The organism is Serratia sarumanii, assembly GCF_029962605.1.
Lineage (GTDB): Bacteria > Pseudomonadota > Gammaproteobacteria > Enterobacterales > Enterobacteriaceae > Serratia > Serratia sarumanii.
In genome coordinates, this window is record NZ_CP124750.1 from 3830111 (window position 1) to 3850197 (window position 20087).

Consider the following 20087-nt stretch of genomic DNA (forward strand, 5'->3'; position numbering starts at 1 on the left):
GGCCGTTTTTAGCCCAGCTGCTTACGGGCGTTGCGGAACATGCGCATCCACGGGCTGTCCTCGCCCCACTCTTCCGGGTGCCAGGAGTTGCTGACGGTGCGGAACACACGTTCCGGGTGCGGCATCATCACCGTGGCGCGCCCGTTGGCGCTGGTCACGGCGGTAATGCCGTTCGGCGAACCGTTCGGGTTGGCCGGGTAAGTTTCCGTCACCTGACCGGCGTTGTTGACGAAACGCAGCGCCACCAGGCCGTGGCTTTCCAGCGCGGCCAGATGCGCCGCATCGCGCACTTCAACATGCCCCTCGCCGTGGGAAACGGCGATCGGCATGCGCGAACCGGTCATGCCCTGCAGGAACAGCGACGGGCTGGCCGCCACTTCCACCAGGCTGAAACGCGCCTCGAAGCGATCCGACAGGTTGCGCACAAAGCGCGGCCAGTGTTCGGCGCCCGGGATCAGCTCGCGCAGGTTGGACATCATCTGGCAGCCGTTGCACACGCCCAGCGCCAGCGTCTGCGGACGGTGGAAGAACGCTTCGAACTCGTCGCGCACCCGCTCGTTGAACAGGATGGACTTCGCCCAGCCTTCGCCGGCGCCCAGTACGTCGCCGTAAGAGAAGCCACCGCAGGCCACCAGCGTGTGGAAGTCCTGCAGATCGCGGCGCCCCGCCAGCAGATCGCTCATGTGCACGTCCACCGCGTCAAAGCCGGCGCGGTGGAACGCCGCCGCCATTTCAACGTGGGAGTTCACCCCCTGCTCACGCAGCACCGCCACTTTCGGGCGAGCGCCCTTGGCGATATACGGCGCGGCGATGTCTTCCTGCGGTGCGAAGGTCAGCTTCACATTCAGGCCGGGATCTTGTTCATCCTGCTTGGCCTGATGTTCCTGATCGGCGCACGCCGGGTTGTCGCGCAGGCGCTGCATCTGCCAGGTGGTTTCCGCCCACCAGGTGCGCAGCGTATTGCGGCTTTCGCTGTACAGCGCCTTGCCGTGTTGGGTGATGACGAAACGATCGCCGGCCTGCACGCTGCCGATGTGATGCACATTGTCGGTCAGACCGTGCTGAGCGAACGCCTGCTTCACGTCATCGAGACGTTCGGCGCTCACCTGGATCACCGCGCCCAGCTCTTCGTTGAACAGCACCGCCAGCGCATCATCGCCGAGGCCGTCAAGGTTGACGTCCACGCCGCAGTGACCGGCGAAGGCCATCTCCGCCAGCGTCACCAGCAGGCCGCCGTCGGCGCGGTCGTGGTAAGCCAACAGCGCTTGATCGGCCACCAGCTGCTGCATGGCGTTGAAGAAGCCCGCCAGCTGCGCAACGTTGCGCACGTCGGCTGGTTTGTCACCCAGTTGGCGATAAACCTGCGCCAGCGCGGTGGCACCCAGCGCGTTATGGCCGTTGCCCAGATCGATCAACAGCAGCGCGCTGTCGCCCTTATCGGTGCGCAGCTGCGGCGTCACGGTGTGGCGCACGTCCTCCACGCGGGCGAAGGCGGTGATGACCAGCGACAGCGGCGAGGTCATTTCACGCTGTTCGTTGCCTTCCTGCCAGCGGGTCTTCATCGACATGGAGTCTTTACCCACCGGGATAGTGATGCCCAGCGCCGGGCACAGTTCTTCGCCCACCGCTTTTACCGCTTCGTACAGGCCGGCGTCTTCGCCCGGGTGGCCGGCGGCGGCCATCCAGTTGGCGGACAGCTTCACGCGCTTCAGGCTACCGATCTCTGTGGCGGCCAGGTTGGTCAGCGCTTCCCCGACCGCCAGGCGGCCGGAGGCGGCGAAGTCCAGCAGCGCCACCGGCGCGCGTTCACCGAGCGACATCGCTTCGCCGTAATAGCTGTCCAGGCTGGCGGTGGTGACCGCACAGTCGGCCACCGGGATCTGCCACGGGCCGACCATCTGGTCGCGCGCCACCATGCCGGTAACGGTGCGGTCGCCGATGGTGATCAGGAAGGTTTTCTCCGCCACGGCCGGCAGATGCAGCACGCGTTTCACCGCGTCGGCCAGCGTGATGTTCTCGCGCTGCACCGCCTCGCCGCTCGCCTGCAGGCGGGTGACGTCGCGGGTCATTTTCGGCGTCTTGCCGAGCAGTACGTCCAGCGGCATGTCGATCGGCTGGTTGTCGAAGTGGCGGTCGTTGAGCGTCAGGTGCTGTTCTTCGGTCGCTTCGCCGATCACCGCATAAGGCGCGCGCTCGCGGCGGCAGATCTCGTCGAACTGCGCCATCTGCGCCGGGGCGATCGCCATCACGTAACGTTCCTGCGATTCGTTGCACCACACTTCCAGCGGGCTCATGCCCGGCTCGTCGTTGAGAATATCGCGCAGCTCGAAGCGGCCGCCGCGGCCGCCGTCGCTCACCAGCTCCGGCATGGCGTTGGACAGGCCGCCGGCGCCGACGTCATGGATAAACAGGATCGGGTTCTGATCGCCCAGCTGCCAGCAGCGGTCGATCACTTCCTGACAGCGGCGCTCCATTTCCGGGTTGTCGCGCTGCACCGAAGCGAAGTCCAGATCGGCGTCGGACTGGCCGGACGCCATCGACGAGGCCGCGCCGCCGCCCAGGCCGATATTCATCGCCGGGCCGCCCAACACCACCAGCTTGGCGCCGACGGTGATTTCCCCTTTCTGCACGTGATCGGCACGGATGTTGCCGATGCCGCCCGCCAGCATGATCGGTTTGTGGTAGCCGCGCAGCTCAACGCCGTTGTGGCTGTTGACGCGCTCTTCATAGGTACGGAAGTAGCCCAGCAGCGCCGGACGACCGAATTCGTTGTTGAACGCCGCGCCGCCCAGCGGGCCTTCGGTCATGATATCCAGCGCGGTGACGATGCGTTCCGGCTTGCCGAAATCCTGTTCCCACGGCTGTTCAAAGCCGGGAATACGCAGGTTGGACACCGAGAAGCCCACCAGGCCGGCCTTCGGCTTGGCGCCGCGGCCGGTAGCCCCCTCGTCGCGGATCTCGCCGCCGGAGCCGGTCGCGGCGCCCGGCCACGGCGAGATCGCCGTCGGGTGGTTGTGGGTTTCCACCTTCATCAGGATGTGCGCGTCTTCCTGATGGTAATCGTAGGTGCCGGTCTCCGGCGCGGCGAAGAAGCGGCCGACCTGCGAGCCTTCCATCACGGCAGCGTTGTCTTTATACGCCGACAGCACATAGTCCGGCGTCTGCTCATAGGTGTTCTTGATCATTTTGAACAGCGATTTAGGCTGCTGTTCGCCGTCGATGATCCAGTCGGCGTTGAAAATCTTGTGGCGGCAGTGCTCGGAGTTGGCCTGCGCGAACATATAAAGTTCGATATCCGTCGGGTTGCGCCCCAAACCGGTAAAGGCATTCAGCAGATAGTCGATCTCGTCCTGCGCCAGCGCCAGGCCGAGCCGGACGTTGGCCTGCTCCAGCGCGGCGCGCCCTGCGCCCAGCACGTCGACCGACTGATACGGCGCCGGCTGATGGTGCGCGAACAGCTGTTCGGCCTGTTGCAGTTCGCTGAAGACGGTTTCCATCATGCGATCGTGCAGCAGCGCGGCGAGCTGCCGCCACTGGGTTTCCGTCAGCTCGGGCGCCTTGACGTAGAACGCCAGGCCGCGCTCCAGGCGCACGACCTGCTGCAGACCGCAGTTGTGGGCGATGTCGGTGGCTTTGGAAGACCAGGGAGAAATGGTGCCCGGACGCGGCGTAACCAGCAGCAACCGGCCTTCGGGGGCGTGTTCGGCGAGAGAAGGGCCGTACTTGAGCAGCCGCTGAAGCTTGGCGTGTTCTTCGGCACTGAGCGGTGCGCTAACATCGGCAAAGTGGACGTACTCGGCGTAGATATCACTGACGGGCAGGTGAGCGTCCTGGCAGCGGGACAGCAGTTTGGTAATGCGAAAAGCCGATAAAGCGGGCGAACCACGCAGAATTTCCATAATCAAAGTTCTCTCGTCTTCGAAGCGACGGATAAGACGCTTCATTGGGCGCAACAGGGGAAAACGCGCGTCATTATAGAGAATCCTCGCCGCCGACGAAACCGTTTGCGTAGGGATAATTGATAAAAGCGTGCCGCACCGTCGAATTGTCATAACGTGTCAATAAAGTTGCACACTGGCGTTTTGTTGCGCAAAATGCCCCCGCACTGGTGATTTAACCATGAGAAAAGTCGCGGTTATCGTCGCCGGCGTACCTGTGCCACCACTGGATAACTATTTGAAACGTCTTAAAATAAACTACATCCTCATCGGCGTTGTCACCCTGCTTCTGGCTCTCGCGCTGTGGCCCAATATCACCTGGCGCAGCGGCCAGGGCGGGCAACTCCAGGAGATCATTTCCCGCGGCGAGTTGCGTATCAGCACGCTGAACTCCCCGCTGACCTATTTCAACACCAAGCAAGGGCCGGGTGGGCTCGACTACGAACTGGCGAAGCGCTTCGCCAACTACCTCGGGGTGAAGCTGGTGGTGATCCCCCATCAGAACATCAATGACCTGTTCGACGATCTGGACGACGACGACGCCGACCTGCTGGCGGCGGGCCTGATCTACAACCAGGAGCGCCTCAGCCGCGCGCGTACCGGCCCGGCCTACTACTCCGTTTCCCAACAGCTGGTGTACCGGCTGGGCACCCCGCGGCCGAAAAGTTTCGCCGACATTAAAGGCAAGCTGGCGGTCGCTTCCGGTTCCGCGCACGTCAGCACCCTCAAGCAGCTCAAACAGGATAAATACCCGGATCTCGCCTGGGAGTCCTCCAGCGATCTCACCTCCAAAGAGCTGCTGGAGCGAGTGGCCGACGGCAAGCTGGACTACACCCTCGGCGATTCGGTGACCATCGCGCTGCTGCAGCGCATCCATCCGCAGCTGGCGGTGGCGTTCGACGTCACCGACGAAGAGCCGGTTACCTGGTATCTGAAACGCGACGGCGACGACAGCCTGTACGCGGCGATGCTGGACTTCTACAGCCAGATGGTGGACGACGGCACCCTGGCGCGGCTCGAAGAGAAATACCTCGGCCACGTTGGCAGCTTCGACTATGTGGACACCAAAACCTTCCTGTCGGCCATCGACTCGGTGCTGCCCAACTTCCGCCCGCTGTTCGAGAAGCACGCCAACGAGATCGACTGGAAGCTGCTGGCGGCCATCGCCTATCAGGAATCGCACTGGAATCCGCAGGCCACCTCACCCACCGGCGTGCGCGGCCTGATGATGCTGACCCGCGCCACCGCCGACGGCCTCGGGGTCAACGACCGCCTCGATCCGGAAGAGAGCATTCAGGGCGGCGCCCTTTACCTGCAGCGGCTGATGGCCAAGGTGCCGGACAGCGTGCCGGAAGACGAGCGCATCTGGTTCTCGCTGGCGGCCTACAACATGGGCTGGGGCCACATGCTGGACGCTCGCAAGCTGACCAAGACGCAAAAAGGCAATCCGGACAGCTGGGTCGACGTCAAACAGCGCCTGCCGATGCTCAGCCAGAAGCGCTACTACCCGCAGCTGACCTACGGCTATGCGCGCGGGCGTGAAGCCTACAACTATGTGGAAAACATCCGCCGCTACCAGGTCAGCCTGGTGGGCTATCTGCAGGAAAAAGAGAGAAAGGCGGCGCAAGCGGCCGCCGAGCAGGAGGCGTTGGGGAAAGGCTACCCGACGGTGATGCCGGAACTGGCGCTCAACTACTGATTATTCCGGCTTATCCGCCGCCCGCTGCGCCAGCCTGAGCGCTTTTTTCTGTTCACGGCGCAGGCGGAAGAAATTGCTCAGGGTGGCGGCGCACTCCTCCGCCAGCACGCCCGAGACGATCTCCACCTGATGGTTCATGCCCGGATGGCGCAGAATGTCCACCAGTGAACCGGCCGCGCCGGTTTTCTCGTCGGCGGCGCCATACACCAGCCGGCGGATGCGGCTGTGCACCATCGCGCCGGCGCACATCACGCAAGGCTCCAGCGTGACGTACAGCGTGGCGTTCAGCAAACGGTAGTTTTGCAGCACCACGCCGCCCTGGCGCAGCGCCATGATCTCGGCGTGTGCGGTAGGATCGTGTCGGCCGATCGGGCGGTTCCAGCCCTCGCCGATGACCTGATTGTCCAGCACCAGCAGCGCACCCACCGGCACCTCGCCCTCTTCCTGCGCGCGCAGGGCCAGCTGCAATGCCTGACGCATCCAGTACTCATCGTTATATTCAGTCATCGCATAATTCCTCGTGCGCTTTTGCGGCGGGCATTATACACACTAGCCCTCCTTTGTCGTAGCCGCCCGCCAATGGCTATACTGGCCGAATCAGCATGTGATTCAGGGACAAGAAGCATGAAACTCAGTAAAAAGAACGCGGTCGTGGTGCGCAAGGCGCTGGACAGCTGGGTGGGAGAAGGCGCCTTGACGGCCGAACAACGGCAGCAGCTGCTGCAGCATGTGGCCGTGCAGCCTTTCGACTGGCGGCGGCTGGCGCGCTATGCGTTTCTCGCCGCGCTGGCCTCGCTGCTGATCGCCGTCACCAGCCTGTTCGCCGACAGCGAACTGCTTGCATGGCTCAGCGGACTGTTCCGCTTCGACGCGCCGGTACGCATGGCGATCGCCGGCGTACTGGCAGCGCTGGCCTACGTCTGGGCGCTGCGTCGCCGCCGGCGCCACCCGGAAAAACGCTACGGCAATGAGGCGGCTCTGTTTGTCGCCGTGTTGCTTACCGCCTGCGCCTTATGGCAGCTGGGGGTCTGGCTGGATAACGGCAGCGGCCGGGTTTCCGTGCTGCTGCTGTTCGCCGCGCTGCTGTACGGCGCGATCGGCTGGTTCAGCCGCTCCGGGCTGGTGTGGTGGTTCGCCCTGCTGTCGCTCGGCAACGCCTTCGGCGCCGAGACCGGCTACCTGTCCGGCTGGGGCGCCTACTGGCTTGGCATGAGCTACCCGATTCGTTTTATCGCCTTTGGCGCGGTGCTGATCGCCGCCGCGCTGCTGCTGCGGCCGCTGTTGGCGCAACGCGGCCTGCAGCGGGTGTCGCTGGCGATGGGCCTGCTGTATCTGTTTATCGCCCTGTGGCTGCTGTCTATCTTCGGCAACTACGGCGATCTCGACAGCTGGTACCGCGCGCGCCAGATCGAGCTGTTCCACTGGAGCCTGCTGTTCGGGCTGGCCGCCCTCGCCGCCATTTGGCTGGGATTGAAGCATGACGACGCCATGCTGCGCGGCTTCGGGCTGACCTTCCTCGGCATTAACCTGTATACCCGCCTGTTCGAGTTTTTCTGGGACAGCATGCCGAAGACGATTTTCTTCGCGCTGCTCGGCCTGAGCCTGTGGGCGTTGGGGCATTATGCGGAGAAGATTTGGCAGTTGGGGCGCCAGCCGCACGACGTGACCGACGACCGATCGCGGTACTGATAAAAACAGCAAGGGCGGAATCCTCCGCCCTTGGCTTATTCCAGCTGCTGCAGCTCGCCCTGCTTACTTACCCGCCAGCGGTGCTCGCAAAAGAACAGCAGCGGATTATCCTGCTTGCTGTCGCTGTAACCGCTGTACAGCTTTAGCGGCGCGCCGAGCCGCTGCTCCAGCTGCACCACTTTTTGCGTCCCCAGGCAGCGCAGAGTCAAGACCCAACCGCCGCAGCGGCGCGTGATGCGGCTGCCGATCAACCGCACCCGCGGCAGAAACGCCGAATCGTGATACACCTGCTCCACCAGCCGTTCCGGCGAGCCGGTGATCAGCCACACTTCGGCATCGTGCTCGTCCAGATACTGCCGCAGCCGCATTTGCACCACCGGAAACGCGGTCACCTTCTGGCGAAAGGCCTCGATAAACTGCCGCTCCAGCGCCTTGAGCTTCGCTTCGGAGCGCCCGAAAGTAATCGCCCACAGCAGCAGGCTCATCGGCCAACGCGCGGCGCGCCCCAGCAGCAGCAGCGCCAGGCCGATCGGCGGCAGCACCGGTATCACCAGCAGCAGGTTCAGCGGCAAACGGCGCAGCAGAAAGCGCAAGAAACTGCCGAACATATCCTCCTGATGCAGGGTGCCGTCCAGATCGAAAAAGACCACGCGGCGCCCCTCTGCGGCCGGTTGTTGCTGCTTGTCGCTCAAACGCTACTCCTCGGGATCGTTGAACCCCATCATCCAGGTGAAGAGAAAACCGGCGACAATCGTAATCAGCATCCCCGCCAGATACAACATCACCTTACCTGAGACGATGGTCAACGCCAAAGGCAGCCCCGAAATGCCGAAGGTGATTACCGTCGCCACCTTCCAGTAGCTGATCAGCGCGCCGCCGACCGCCCCGCCGAGGCAGGCGCCGATAAACGGCCGCCCCAGCGGCAAGGTCACCCCGAAGATCAGCGGCTCGCCGATGCCGAGAATGCCGACCGGCAACGCCCCTTTGATCACCTTCTTCAGCCGCGCGTTGCGGGTCTTCAACAGCACCGCCAGCGCCGCCCCTACCTGCCCGACGCCGGCCATCGCCAGGATCGGCAGCAGCGGGTTGGAACCGTGCGCCTGCACCAGCTCGACGTGGATCGGCACCAGCCCCTGGTGCAGGCCGGAGAGCACCAGCGGCAGGAACAGCCCCGAGAGCAGCGCCCCCACCAGCAGCCCGCCCTTGTCGATCGCCAGATTGGCGCCGTGGGCGATGGCGTCGGAGATAATGCCGCCGATCGGCTGCAGAATCAGGATCGCCAGCGAGGCGGTGACCAGCGTGGTCAGCAATGGATTAAGGATCAGCTCAACCGATTCCGGCAGCAGCGTGCGCAGGCGTTTCTCCACCCAGCACATCAACGCCACCACCAGCAGCACGGCGATCACCCCGCCGCGCCCCGGCTGCAGCGCCTCGCCGAACAAGGTGATCTGCGCCAGCGCCGGGCTGGAGAGAATGCCCGCCATCACGCCGCCCATCGCCTGGGAGCCGCCGAACACCCGCGCGGCGTTGACCCCGACCAGAATGTTCATGATGGCGAACACCGCGCTGCCGAAGATCGCCAGCAACCCCAGCACGTTCGGGTAGTCCACCGCCAGTTGGCCGGCGATGTCGGGCCGTTTCAGCAGGTTGATGATGCCGGTGATCAGGCCCGAGGCGATAAACGCCGGGATCAGCGGAATAAAAACATCGGCCAGCTTTTTCAGCGCACCGCTCATCGGCGCAGCGTATTTTTGCTTGGCCTGCGCCTTGATGCGGGCCGCGTCACCGACGGCGACGACGGGCTGCGCGCTACCGCTCAGCAATGCGCGCATGGCGTCCACCACCTTGGCGGCGGCGCCCGGGCCAACGATAAACTGATGCTGCTCACCCTGTTTGATATAGCCCTTCACGCCGGACAGCTGCTTGAGAGCGGCCAGATCCAGACGCTGTTCGTCGCTGACCTCGACGCGTACCCGCGTCATGCAGTTCTCCAGTTTGAGGATATTGCCCTCGCCCCCCACGCCCGCCAGGATCTGTGTCGCCAATGCCGTTGTCTTGTCCATCGCCGCCCCCACCGTGAGTTAACGCGCCAGCGCCGCGCGCAGGTAGCCGTCGTGCCGCTGCAGCCGCTGCTGCGCCTCTTCGGCGCTGACGCCGGCCAGAATCATCAGTATCGCCGGCTTGACCTCGAAGCCGGTCTGCGCCAGCGCCGCCTCGGCCTGAGCGCGTTCGGCGCCGGTGGCCTCCACCACGATGCGGCAGGCGCGATCCACCAGTTTGACGTTGGTGGCCTTCACGTCCACCATCAGGTTCTGATAGACCTTGCCCAGCTTGACCATCGCGCCGGTCGACAGCATGTTGAGCACCAGCTTCTGCGCGGTGCCGGATTTCAGGCGCGTCGAACCGGTCAGCGCCTCCGGCCCCACCACCGGTGAAATCGCCACCTGCGCTTCGTGCGCGATCGGCGAATCCGGGTTGCAGGAGATGGCCGCCGTCGGGCAGCCCAGCCCGCGCGCATAGCGCAGTGCGCCAATCACATAAGGCGTGCGCCCTGAGGCCGCCAACCCCACCACCATATCGACGGCAGTGAGGTTCAGCGCCCGGAGATCGGCTTCGCCCAGGGCTTCGTCGTCTTCCGCCCCCTCCACCGCCTTGAGCAGTGCGCCCGGCCCGCCGGCGATCAAGCCCACCACCACGCCGTGCGGCACGCCGAAGGTCGGCGGGCACTCGGAGGCATCCAACACCCCCAATCGGCCGCTGGTGCCGGCGCCCAAATAAATCAGCCGGCCGCCGGCCTTCAACGCCGCCGCGGCCAAATCGACCGCCTGCGCGATCGCCGGCAGCACCTTTTCGATCGCCTCCGGCACCTTGCGGTCTTCCTGGTTAAAGCAGCGGACCATCTCCAGCGTCGACATCTCATCCAGCCCCATGGTGGCCGGGTTGCGGGTTTCCGATACCAGTGCGCCTAAGTTCATCTGTTCACCTTTGAATTTTTAATTCACAAATTTAAATCAATATTTGAATATTTTATTCAACAAAGCGAGCGCTATTTGCTATTTTAACGACGAGCTCACAAAAATTTTCACCGCGCGTTTTCGCCGCCTGCGTGGCAAAATGGCCGCTGGTTTCCAGGGAAAGATCAATGAGTACCCTTCTGCGCATACGCCAGATGTATCCGACACTGGCGCAAAACGACCGCAAGCTGGCGGACTTTTTGCTGAACAACGCCGAGCAGGCGCGCCATCTCAGCTCGCAAAAGCTGGCCGAGCTGGCCGGCATCAGCCAGTCGAGCGTGGTGAAGTTCGCCCAAAAGCTGGGCTATAAGGGCTTTCCGGCGCTGAAGCTGGCGCTGAGCGAAACGCTGGCCCAGCCGCAGGCCGAGCCGGTGGTGACCGTTCACAACCACATCCTCAGCAGCGACACGCTGAAAATCGTCGGTGAAAAACTGCTGGCGGAAAAGCAGGCGGCGCTGCGCGCGACGCTGGACATCAACAGCGAAGAGCGGCTGCATCAGGCGCTGGACATGCTGCGCCAGGCTCGCCGGGTGATGCTGATCGGCATCGGCGCCTCCGGGCTGGTGGCCAAGGATTTCTCCTTCAAACTGCTGAAAATCGGCGTGATGGCGGTGGCCGAACCGGACATGCACGTCCAGCTGGCGGCGGTTCAGGCGCTGGACAAACGCGATCTGCTGCTGGCTATCTCTTTCAGCGGCGAACGGCGTGAAATCAATCTGGCGGCGGAAGAGGCGCGCCAGGCCGGCGCCAGGGTATTGGCGCTGACCAGCTTTTCTCCCAACGGCCTGCAGCAGCGCGCGGACCACTGCCTCTATACCATCGCCGAAGAGCCCCACACCCGCAGCGCGGCCATCTCTTCCAGCACGGCCCAGTACGCCCTCACCGACCTGCTGTTTATGGCGCTGATCCAGCACGATCTCGATCATGCCCGCGATCGCATCAAACACAGCGAACAGTTAATGAAAAAGTTGGTTTGAGGCGTATAATGGCGGCCGATAAAACGCCGCCAGCTCAATTATTTCCCTTCTCTGCATTCGAAAAATAATGTGCGGGCGGTGACTCGCTCAATTATCGTTCAATAATTGAGCATGCATGGACAGCATTATTTAACGATACCATTATGAATACACACACTGTTATTTTAGATAAGTTGCGGCACTCCGTGGCTCACCCGACCCTGCGCACTTTTTTATTTTACGCCATTATTGCTTTGATATTGATCAAAGCGATGGGATACAGCGGTGGAAAAGGCATTGATATTCTTTTTATTGCACTTATCTTGCTATTATTATCTAACCATTCGCTTACCCGCTACGGCCTGATTATTCCGTTTATTCTGCTGTGCGCGCTGTATGCGCCGGTCGGGGCCATTTACGGGTCTCCGTCAGCGGCCGTGGTGTCTGCCCTGCTGCAAACCAACAGTACAGAAGCGAGTGAGTTCCTGCATACCCTCCCAGCCAGGTGTTATCTGCTGCCTGTCGTAATATTTACCATGCTTATTATTTTAAAAAGGTTTATTTGGCGACAAGCACTACCAAAAAAAATCATATTGCCTTTGCTGGCGTTATTTGCGGTTATCGTCATCACCAGAATATTCAGCGGTGGCTTGGTTAAGCTTAAATTACCTGACTTCTTTTTATCCACCTACTCCGCTTACGATCAATATCAACAGCAAATTGATGAATTAAACACCGGCGTTTCAGAACCGTACTCTTGGTCGATCACCTCTGGCGCACCGAAGAATGAAAACTATGTCATTATCGTCGGCGAAAGTATGCGCAGGGATCATATGTCCTTATTTGGTTATCCGGTGTCCACTACACCGTTTCTGGATAATGCCAAGGGACGGTTTTACAGTAATTATATTTCCACCGCGCCGAATACATTCGAATCCCTCCCCCGCACGCTGGCTTTAAGCAACGGCCACAGCATTGCCCTCGGAGATAATATCATCACCCTGGCAAAAGCCGCCGGCCTCAATACCCACTGGCTGTCCAATCAGGGCATGTTCGGGCAATTCGATACGCCGGTATCAAAAATCGCCATGTTCAGCGATAACCATTACTTCCTGAAGAAAGGCGACTATCAATCGCGCAACACCGATGATGATGCACTGCTGCCGATATTTGACCAATTATTGAGCCGCCAGGGGCAAGGCAACCTGTATGTGCTGCATCTGATGGGCTCGCACGCCGACTTTTGCGAGCGGCTTAACGGCGAACCGCCGAGCGTCGAGTCGCCGAATAAGGAGCTGGCCTGCTACCTCTCTACCTATCGCAAGACTGATCGTTTTATCGAGCAGGTTTATCAAAGTCTGAAACAGACCGGCGCGCCGTTTAAACTGTTCTATTTCTCCGATCACGGTCTTTCCCATAAGGATATCGGCGGCATACGTTCTCTGCGTCACAGCGGCGATACCCGGCAGAATTACCAGGTGCCGTTGCTGGTGCTGAGCGATCGCGACCAACAGCACCAGATCATTGATGATCCCTTGAGCGCGTTCGATTTTATCGGGTTGTTTGCTCAAGAGGCGGGAATACGGGTTACCCATCCGGAGGTGATGCCTACGATGCGTATGGCGGATACCGATAAGCGCTGGGTGTTTGACGGGCAGAGAAGGGTTGATTTCGATCAGTTGGCTGACGACCCACCTGAGTTACCCTAAGCGGTAAGATGACGAAAAAACGCCCGCCGCGCGGTGATTCTATGATAGATTGCGCGCCAGCCCGAGCACACCGATGGAAAGATAACTGACAATGGCACTGCTGATTACCAAGAAATGCATCAACTGCGACATGTGCGAGCCGGAATGCCCGAACCAGGCGATTTCGATGGGCGATGAGATTTATCAGATCGATACCGATCGCTGCACCGAGTGCATCGGCCATTATGATACGCCGACCTGCCAGCAGGTTTGCCCGATCGACAACACCATCATCACCGATCCGCAGCATCGCGAGACCAACGAACAGCTGTGGGACAAGTTCGTGGTGCTGCACCACGCCGATCGCATTTAATCCGCCGCAGGACTGACAAGGGCGCCACAGGCGCCCTTGCTATTTTCAGCTTTCGACGATCACCGTCGCGCAGGCGTAGCGCCGTTCGTCGGCCAGCGAAACGTGGATCGCGGTGACCCCCATCTCCCCGGCCAGCTCGGCGGCGCGGCCGTGCAAACGAATATTCGGCTTGCCCAGCGCATCGTTGAACACTTCGAACTGATTGAACGCCAGGCCGTTGCGAATGCCGGTGCCGAACGCCTTGGCGGCGGCCTCTTTCACCGCGAAACGTTTGGCCAGAAAGCGAATCGGCTGCTGGTGCTGCTGATACAGCGCCCACTCGGCGTCGCTCAGCACGCGGCGCGCCAGGCGATCGCCGCTGCGCTCCACCACCGCTTCGATACGCGCCATCTCAACGATGTCGGTTCCCAGCCCGAGCACCGCCATTACCGGCGCGCTTCCCGCATCAGCACTTTCATGTCGGCAACCGCGGCCGGCAGCCCGCTCATCACCGCCTGGCCGATAATCGCATGGCCGATGTTCAGCTCGTGCATCTCCGGCAGCGCGGCGATCGGCTGCACGTTATGGTAGGTCAGACCGTGGCCGGCGTTGACCTTCAGCCCTTTCTCGGCCGCGTAGGCGGCGGCTACCGCGATGCGGCGCAGCTCGGCCTGTACCGCCAGCTCGCCCTGCGCTTCGGCGTAGGCGCCGGTGTGGATTTCGATATAGGGTGCGCCCACCGCCACCGCCGCGTCGATCTGGCGATGATCGGGATCGATGAACAGCGAGACCAAAATGCCCGCCTGCGCCAGGCGCTCAACCGCCACGCTCATTTTGTCCAGCTGGCCGGCGACGTCCAGGCCGCCTTCGGTGGTCACTTCTTCGCGCTTCTCCGGCACCAGGCAGCAGAAATGCGGCTTCAGCTCAATGGCGATGTCCAGCATCTCGTCGGTCACCGCCATCTCCAGATTCATGCGCGTCTGGATGGTCTGGCGCAGCAGGCGCACGTCGCGGTCGGTGATGTGGCGGCGGTCTTCGCGCAGATGCACGGTAATGCCGTCGGCTCCCGCCTGTTCGGCAATGAATGCCGCCTGAACCGGATCCGGGTATTGGGTTCCGCGCGCGTTACGTAACGTGGCGATGTGATCGATATTGACGCCCAGCAGCAAATCAGCCATGACAACCTCTAAATACGATTTTCAGTGCCAGCAGTTTACACGCGGGCGCAAGGCGGCAAAAGGGGAAAAGGTCAGGCGTCGTCGACCGGCGTATTCGGCTGTTTGCGCACGAACTGGCGGAACAGTTCGCGGCTCTTCAACGGCTTGCCGCCTAGATAGGGTTTCAGCGCCATGCGGGTGAAACGCTTGGCGGCGCGCAGCGTCTCGGCATCGGGAAACTGCCGCTCCGCCAGCGCGCGCAGTTCGCGCCCGGTGAAGCTGTAGTGATCCACCACCAGGCTGGCGATGAAGCCTTTCTCTTCGCGATAGCGATAGGTCATGGCATCATCCACCGGCAGGCCGCTGCCGGCGCAGTGCAGGAAATCGAGGCCGTAACCCAGGTGGTGCAGCAAGGCCAGCTCGAACTGGCGCAGCGCCTGCTCCGGCGAGCTGTCTTCCGCCGCCAGCGCCTGCAGGCATTGCAGATAATCGAAGAACAGCACCGAGTAGTTGGTTTCCTGCTCGAGCACGCGCGCCAGCAGTTCGTTCACGTACAGGCCGCTGTACAGCATCATGCCGCTGAGGGGTAAACCGAGGGAGACCGCTTCGGCGTTGCGCAGCGTTTTCACTTCGCCGCGGCCGCCCCAGCGCACTAACAGAGGAGTAAAGGGCTGCAGGCAACCCTTCAGATTGGAGCGGCGGCTGCGCGCGCCTTTCGCCAGCAAGCGCACCCGCCCATGACCTTCGGTAAACAGATCCAGCATCAGACTGGTTTCACTGTACGGCCGCCCATGCAGGACGAAAGCGCGCTCCCAGCCGTCCACGGATCGTTACTTCAGATCGTCAACATAGCCCAGGCTGCGCAGCGCACGTTCGTCGTCCGCCCAACCGGATTTCACTTTCACCCACAGCTCGAGATGCACTTTGGCGTCGAACATCTGTTCCATGTCCTGGCGCGCTTCGATGCCGATGGTTTTGATCTTGGCGCCCTTGTTGCCGATGACCATTTTCTTCTGGCCTTCGCGCTCGACCAGGATCAGGCCGTGCACATCGTAGCCGCCGCGATCGTTGGCCACGAACTGTTCGATTTCTACCGTCACCGAGTACGGCAGCTCTTCGCCCAGGAAACGCATCAGCTTCTCGCGGATGATCTCGGAGGCCATAAAGCGCTGTGAGCGATCGGTGATGTAGTCTTCAGGGAAGTGGTGTTCCGCTTCCGGCAGCAGCTTGCGCACGATGCCGGCGATGGTGTCGACGTTCATGCCTTTTTCGGCGGAGATAGGCACCACGTCGAGGAAGTTCATCTGCTGGCTGAGGAACGCGATGTGCGGCAACAGCTTGGATTTGTCGGTGACGTTATCGACCTTGTTGATCGCCAGCAATACCGGGCAGCGCAGGCTGCGCAGCTTGTTGACCACCATTTCGTCGTCGGCGGTCCAGTTGGTGCCTTCAACCACGAAGATCACCAGTTCAACGTCGCCGATCGAGCTGCTGGCCGCGCGGTTCATCAAGCGGTTGATGGCGCGTTTTTCTTCGATGTGTAGCCCTGGGGTGTCGACGTAGATCGCCTGATAGGCGCCATCGGTGTCGATGCCCATGATGCGGTGACGGGTCGTCTGCGGCTTACGCGACGTAATGGAAACCTTCTGCCCCAGCAGTTGGTTCAGCAACGTCGATTTGCCCACGTTCGGGCGGCCGACGATGGCGATAAACCCGCAGTGTTGTTTTACTTCGCTCATTCAAGCTCCAGCTTTTTCAGCGCTTGTTCCGCTGCCGCCTGCTCGGCTTTACGGCGGCTCGAGCCGGTGCCCACTACGGGCTCGCTCAAACCACTCACCTGGCAGTGGATGGTAAACTCCTGGTCGTGCGCTTCTCCGCGAACCTGCACCACCAAATAAGAAGGCAACGGCAGATGACGCCCCTGCAAAAACTCCTGCAGACGGGTTTTCGGGTCTTTCTGCTTATCACCGGGGCTGATTTCGTCCAACCGGCTGCGATACCAGTCCAAAATCAGACGCTCGACGGTCTGGATATCGCTGTCCAGGAACACGCCGCCGATCAATGCCTCCACCGTATCCGCCAGGATTGACTCGCGGCGGAACCCACCACTTTTCAATTCGCCCGGCCCAAGCCGCAGACATTCGCCCAGGTCAAACTCGCGCGCCATCTCCGCCAGCGTGTTGCCGCGCACCAGCGTGGCGCGCATGCGGCTCATATCGCCCTCGTCTACGCGAGGAAAGCGGTGATAGAGCGCATTGGCGATGACAAAGCTCAGAATCGAGTCACCCAGAAACTCAAGACGTTCATTGTGTTTACTGCTGGCGCTGCGGTGAGTCAAAGCCTGCAGTAAAAGCTCCTGCTGTTGAAAAGTGTAGCCCAGCTTCCGCTGCAGCCTGTTTATTACGATGGGGTTCATGAGTTACCAATAGATCAAGAATGCGTCAAAAACTTGCAGCATACGGAACAGGCCTGCTTCGCCGAAAGCCGATCCAAAGCTGTTTCGTTTGCAGTGGCTCCCAGCAGGGGCCAACTTTTTATCGCTCGAGAAAGTATTCTACAACGAGTGGAAACATAATGCTGTGTTTTATATCCCCTTAATCTTTCACGCCGCAGTAGGCTGCGGCGTGAAATTAACAGGGAATCAGTCAGCGATTAATGAATGCCGCCGATCCGGCTGAAACGCACGCCGGTAGGCCACTCACCTTCCTGCTTTTCAAAGCTCATCCAGATGGCCGTGGCTTTACCCACCAGATTCTTCTCCGGCACAAAGCCCCAGTAACGGCTGTCCGCGCTGTTGTCGCGGTTGTCGCCCATCATGAAGTAATGCCCGGCCGGCACCACCCACTCCGCCAGCGGTTTGCCCGGCTGTTGGTAGTAAGCGCCCACCCGATCCTGCGCGTCCGGCACGGTCAGGATACGATGCGTGACGTTGCCGAGGCTTTCCTGGCGCTCGCGCATGCGAATGCCGCCCGGCGGCACGTTATCGCTCAGCGGGATCTGGTAGAAGCCGTTGCTGGCCTCGCCCATGCCGCTGCGGCTGAACAACTGCACGAAGTCGCTCGGCTGCGCGTCGGCGTAGGTCACCGCCAGCGCGGTATCGCAGGACTGCCCACTGTTGCAGGACGGCTGCACGGTAACGCGCTTATTCACCGGATCGTAAGTAATACGGTCGCCCGGCAGGCCGATCACGCGCTTGATATAATCCAGTTTCGGATCCAGCGGATATTTAAATACCGCAATATCGCCGCGCTTCGGATGGCCGGTTTCAATGAGCGTGGTCTGGGTAATCGGATCTTTAATGCCGTAGGCATATTTCTCCACCAGAATGAAATCGCCAATCAACAGCGTCGGCATCATTGAGCCGGACGGGATCTGGAACGGTTCGTAAATAAACGAACGCACCACAAAGACCAGCAGCAGCACCGGGAACACCGATGCGCCGGTCTCCACCCAGCCTGGCTGCTTCGCCACTTTCGCCAGCGTTTTATCGTCTACGGCGCCCGCGGTCTGTGCGTTGACCGCCGCGATCTTCGCGCGGCGGGCCGGCGCCCATTTGAAGCGCTCGAAGCACCAGATGATCCCGGTGACCAGGGTGGCCAACGCCAGGATCAGGGCAAACATATTCGCCATGCAAACTCCCTCGTTTCGCGAACTCGTCGCGGTTACTTGCCGTCTTTACCGACGTGCAGAATGGCCAGGAACGCTTCCTGCGGCAGTTCGACGTTGCCGACCTGCTTCATGCGTTTCTTACCGTCTTTCTGTTTCTGCAGCAGCTTTTTCTTACGGCTGACGTCACCGCCGTAGCATTTCGCCAGCACGTTTTTACGCAGCTGCTTCACGGTGGAACGCGCGATGATGTGCGTGCCGATCGCCGCCTGAATCGCGATGTCGAACTGCTGACGCGGGATCAGATCTTTCATCTTCTCCACCAGTTCACGGCCGCGGTACTGCGAGTTGTCACGGTGGGTGATCAGCGCCAGCGCATCCACGCGCTCGTTGTTGATCAGCACGTCCACGCGCACCATGTCGGAGGCCTGGAAGCGCTTGAAGTTGTAATCCAGCGACGCATAGCCGCGCGACGTGGACTTCAGGCGGTCGAAGAAGTCGAGCACCACTTCCGCCATCGGGATTTCATAGGTCAACGCCACCTGGTTGCCGTGGTAGACCATGTTGGTCTGCACGCCGCGCTTCTCGACGCACAGGGTGATGACGTTACCCAGGTATTCCTGCGGCATCAGCATGTGACATTCGGCGATCGGCTCGCGCAGTTCCTGGATGTTGTTCAACGGTGGCAGCTTGGACGGGCTGTCGACGTAGATCACTTCTTTGCCGGTGGTTTCCACTTCGTAGACGACCGTCGGCGCGGTGGTGATCAGATCCAGATCGTATTCACGCTCCAGACGCTCCTGAATGATCTCCATGTGCAGCAGGCCGAGGAAGCCGCAGCGGAAGCCGAAGCCCAGCGCGGTGGAACTTTCCGGCTCGTAGAACAGGGAGGCGTCGTTGAGGCTCAGCTTGCCCAGCGCATCGCGGAAGGACTCATAATCGTCGGAGCTGATCGGGAACAGACCGGCATACACCTGCGGCTTCACTTTCTTGAAGCCCGGCAGCGCTTTATCCGCCGGCTGACGCGCCTGCGTCAGGGTATCGCCCACCGGCGCGCCGAGGATGTCTTTGATCGCACAGACCAGCCAGCCCACTTCGCCGCAGTTCAGCACGTCGCGATCGACCTGCTTCGGCGTGAAGATGCCCAGGCGGTCGGCGTTGTACACCTGGCCGGTGCTCATGACCTTGATCTTGTCGCCCTTGCGCAGCGTGCCGTTCTTGACGCGCACCAGAGACACGACGCCCAGGTAGTTATCGAACCAGGAGTCGATGATCAGCGCCTGCAGCGGCGCATCCGGATCGCCCTGCGGTGGCGGGATGTCGCGCACCAGACGCTCCAGCACGTCGGGCACGCCGACGCCGGTTTTGGCCGAGCAGCGCACCGCATCGGTGGCGTCGATGCCGACGATGTCTTCAATTTCCTGTGCGGCGCGATCCGGATCGGCGGCGGGCAGGTCGATTTTGTTCAGCACCGGCACCACTTCCAGATCCATTTCGATCGCGGTGTAGCAGTTGGCCAGCGTCTGGGCTTCGACGCCCTGACCGGCGTCCACCACCAGCAGCGCGCCTTCGCAGGCCGCCAGCGAGCGGGAAACTTCATAGGAGAAGTCAACGTGGCCGGGGGTGTCGATAAAGTTGAGCTGATAGGTCTGCCCATCCAGCGCCTTATAATCCAGCGTCACGCTCTGCGCTTTGATGGTGATGCCGCGCTCGCGCTCCAGATCCATGGAATCGAGCACCTGCGCGGCCATTTCACGGTCAGACAAGCCGCCGCAGATTTGGATAATGCGGTCAGACAGCGTCGACTTACCGTGGTCAATATGGGCAATAATGGAGAAATTTCGTATATGCTTCATTATAAAAGTTTTTCTGCCTTGGTATTTCTGAATTACTCGCCTATAGAAACCCGCATGGACCTAAAGCGACAGTGAATGGGTTAGGCCGTCTTGCACCTGAATCGCTGCATTCTACATGCCACACCACTGAAA

The 20087-nt window shown here is 61.2% G+C and carries 17 protein-coding genes; 5 read left to right on the forward strand and 12 right to left on the reverse strand.

Annotated features, from left to right (window positions below; translation table 11 throughout):
- Positions 1-8: 8 nt before the first annotated feature.
- Complete coding sequence (gene purL / locus SSARUM_RS18185) at positions 9-3902, reverse strand: phosphoribosylformylglycinamidine synthase (RefSeq protein ID WP_170310567.1); 3894 nt, start codon at positions 3900-3902, stop codon at positions 9-11.
- A 274-nt stretch (positions 3903-4176) separates the two neighbouring features.
- On the opposite strand from purL, the gene mltF reads away from it, so the two are divergent.
- Positions 4177-5637 carry a membrane-bound lytic murein transglycosylase MltF gene (gene mltF / locus SSARUM_RS18190; protein WP_004941352.1) on the forward strand — a complete coding sequence of 487 codons (1461 nt, stop codon included), beginning with the start codon at positions 4177-4179 and terminating at the stop codon, positions 5635-5637.
- Here mltF and tadA read toward each other — a convergent pair whose 3' ends face one another.
- On the reverse strand, positions 5638-6144 hold the full coding sequence (gene tadA, locus SSARUM_RS18195) for a tRNA adenosine(34) deaminase TadA (protein ID WP_039568559.1): 507 nt from the start codon (positions 6142-6144) through the stop codon (positions 5638-5640).
- Between the two features lie 117 nt (positions 6145-6261).
- Between tadA and SSARUM_RS18200 the strand changes: the two genes are divergently transcribed.
- Entirely contained in the window at positions 6262-7326 is a 1065-nt protein-coding gene (locus tag SSARUM_RS18200; protein ID WP_060430487.1) for a DUF2157 domain-containing protein, read from the forward strand.
- A 35-nt stretch (positions 7327-7361) separates the two neighbouring features.
- On the opposite strand, the gene yfhb is transcribed toward SSARUM_RS18200, so the two are convergent.
- From yfhb to murQ, 3 genes are read right to left on the reverse strand one after another with little or no spacing between them, the layout of a single operon-like run.
- Positions 7362-8018: a phosphatidylglycerophosphatase C gene (gene yfhb, locus SSARUM_RS18205; protein WP_033648935.1), complete on the reverse strand. Its 657-nt coding sequence runs from the start codon at positions 8016-8018 to the stop codon at positions 7362-7364.
- A gap of 3 nt (positions 8019-8021) precedes the next feature.
- Positions 8022-9389 (reverse strand): PTS transporter subunit EIIC, encoded by a 1368-nt coding sequence (locus SSARUM_RS18210; RefSeq protein ID WP_033648936.1) that lies wholly within the window; start codon positions 9387-9389, stop codon positions 8022-8024.
- Between the two features lie 18 nt (positions 9390-9407).
- Positions 9408-10301 (reverse strand): N-acetylmuramic acid 6-phosphate etherase, encoded by an 894-nt coding sequence (gene murQ / locus SSARUM_RS18215; RefSeq protein ID WP_033648937.1) that lies wholly within the window; start codon positions 10299-10301, stop codon positions 9408-9410.
- A 167-nt stretch (positions 10302-10468) separates the two neighbouring features.
- On the opposite strand from murQ, the gene SSARUM_RS18220 reads away from it, so the two are divergent.
- The 3 genes from SSARUM_RS18220 (at position 10469) to SSARUM_RS18230 (ending at position 13357) form a co-directional block, all read left to right on the forward strand.
- The gene (locus SSARUM_RS18220; protein WP_033648938.1) at positions 10469-11317 is read left to right on the forward strand and encodes a MurR/RpiR family transcriptional regulator; all 849 of its coding nucleotides are present in this window, start codon (positions 10469-10471) and stop codon (positions 11315-11317) included.
- 143 nt (positions 11318-11460) lie between these two features.
- On the forward strand, positions 11461-13005 hold the full coding sequence (locus SSARUM_RS18225) for a phosphoethanolamine transferase (protein WP_192832958.1): 1545 nt from the start codon (positions 11461-11463) through the stop codon (positions 13003-13005).
- Positions 13006-13096: 91 nt separating this feature from the next.
- Entirely contained in the window at positions 13097-13357 is a 261-nt protein-coding gene (locus SSARUM_RS18230) for a YfhL family 4Fe-4S dicluster ferredoxin (protein WP_033648939.1), read from the forward strand.
- 45 nt (positions 13358-13402) lie between these two features.
- Here SSARUM_RS18230 and acpS read toward each other — a convergent pair whose 3' ends face one another.
- The 7 genes from acpS to lepA all read right to left on the reverse strand — a co-directional run bounded on the left by acpS (position 13403) and on the right by lepA (position 19955).
- Positions 13403-13783: a holo-ACP synthase gene (acpS, locus tag SSARUM_RS18235; RefSeq protein ID WP_004929169.1), complete on the reverse strand. Its 381-nt coding sequence runs from the start codon at positions 13781-13783 to the stop codon at positions 13403-13405.
- A complete protein-coding gene (pdxJ, locus tag SSARUM_RS18240) occupies positions 13783-14514 on the reverse strand; it encodes a pyridoxine 5'-phosphate synthase (RefSeq protein ID WP_025303943.1) in 732 nt (243 codons plus the stop codon). The genes acpS and pdxJ overlap by 1 nt, the downstream gene beginning before the upstream one ends.
- A 71-nt stretch (positions 14515-14585) precedes the next feature.
- Positions 14586-15317 (reverse strand): DNA repair protein RecO, encoded by a 732-nt coding sequence (gene recO, locus SSARUM_RS18245; protein ID WP_004929165.1) that lies wholly within the window; start codon positions 15315-15317, stop codon positions 14586-14588.
- Between the two features lie 6 nt (positions 15318-15323).
- Entirely contained in the window at positions 15324-16232 is a 909-nt protein-coding gene (gene era / locus SSARUM_RS18250) for a GTPase Era (RefSeq protein WP_004929162.1), read from the reverse strand.
- Positions 16229-16909, reverse strand: coding sequence for a ribonuclease III (rnc, locus tag SSARUM_RS18255; protein ID WP_004929158.1), 681 nt, complete (start codon positions 16907-16909; stop codon positions 16229-16231). The genes era and rnc overlap by 4 nt, the downstream gene beginning before the upstream one ends.
- Positions 16910-17145: 236 nt before the next feature.
- A complete protein-coding gene (gene lepB, locus SSARUM_RS18260; protein WP_033635624.1) occupies positions 17146-18123 on the reverse strand; it encodes a signal peptidase I in 978 nt (325 codons plus the stop codon).
- Positions 18124-18155: 32 nt separating this feature from the next.
- Positions 18156-19955: a translation elongation factor 4 gene (gene lepA, locus SSARUM_RS18265; RefSeq protein WP_033648940.1), complete on the reverse strand. Its 1800-nt coding sequence runs from the start codon at positions 19953-19955 to the stop codon at positions 18156-18158.
- Positions 19956-20087: the final 132 nt, after the last annotated feature.

Bases quoted from the DNA above. Each gene is read 5' to 3' on its own strand.
- tadA (WP_039568559.1), bottom strand. From the start codon at position 6,144: ATGACTGAATATAACGATGAGTACTGGATGCGTCAGGCATTGCAGCTG.
- SSARUM_RS18200 (WP_060430487.1), top strand. From the start codon at position 6,262: ATGAAACTCAGTAAAAAGAACGCGGTCGTGGTGCGCAAGGCGCTGGAC.
- SSARUM_RS18210 (WP_033648936.1), bottom strand. From the start codon at position 9,389: ATGGACAAGACAACGGCATTGGCGACACAGATCCTGGCGGGCGTGGGG.
- murQ (WP_033648937.1), bottom strand. From the start codon at position 10,301: ATGAACTTAGGCGCACTGGTATCGGAAACCCGCAACCCGGCCACCATG.
- SSARUM_RS18220 (WP_033648938.1), top strand. From the start codon at position 10,469: ATGAGTACCCTTCTGCGCATACGCCAGATGTATCCGACACTGGCGCAA.
- SSARUM_RS18225 (WP_192832958.1), top strand. From the start codon at position 11,461: ATGAATACACACACTGTTATTTTAGATAAGTTGCGGCACTCCGTGGCT.
- SSARUM_RS18230 (WP_033648939.1), top strand. From the start codon at position 13,097: ATGGCACTGCTGATTACCAAGAAATGCATCAACTGCGACATGTGCGAG.
- acpS (WP_004929169.1), bottom strand. From the start codon at position 13,783: ATGGCGGTGCTCGGGCTGGGAACCGACATCGTTGAGATGGCGCGTATC.
- pdxJ (WP_025303943.1), bottom strand. From the start codon at position 14,514: ATGGCTGATTTGCTGCTGGGCGTCAATATCGATCACATCGCCACGTTA.
- era (WP_004929162.1), bottom strand. From the start codon at position 16,232: ATGAGCGAAGTAAAACAACACTGCGGGTTTATCGCCATCGTCGGCCGC.
- rnc (WP_004929158.1), bottom strand. From the start codon at position 16,909: ATGAACCCCATCGTAATAAACAGGCTGCAGCGGAAGCTGGGCTACACT.
- lepB (WP_033635624.1), bottom strand. From the start codon at position 18,123: ATGGCGAATATGTTTGCCCTGATCCTGGCGTTGGCCACCCTGGTCACC.
- lepA (WP_033648940.1), bottom strand. From the start codon at position 19,955: ATGAAGCATATACGAAATTTCTCCATTATTGCCCATATTGACCACGGT.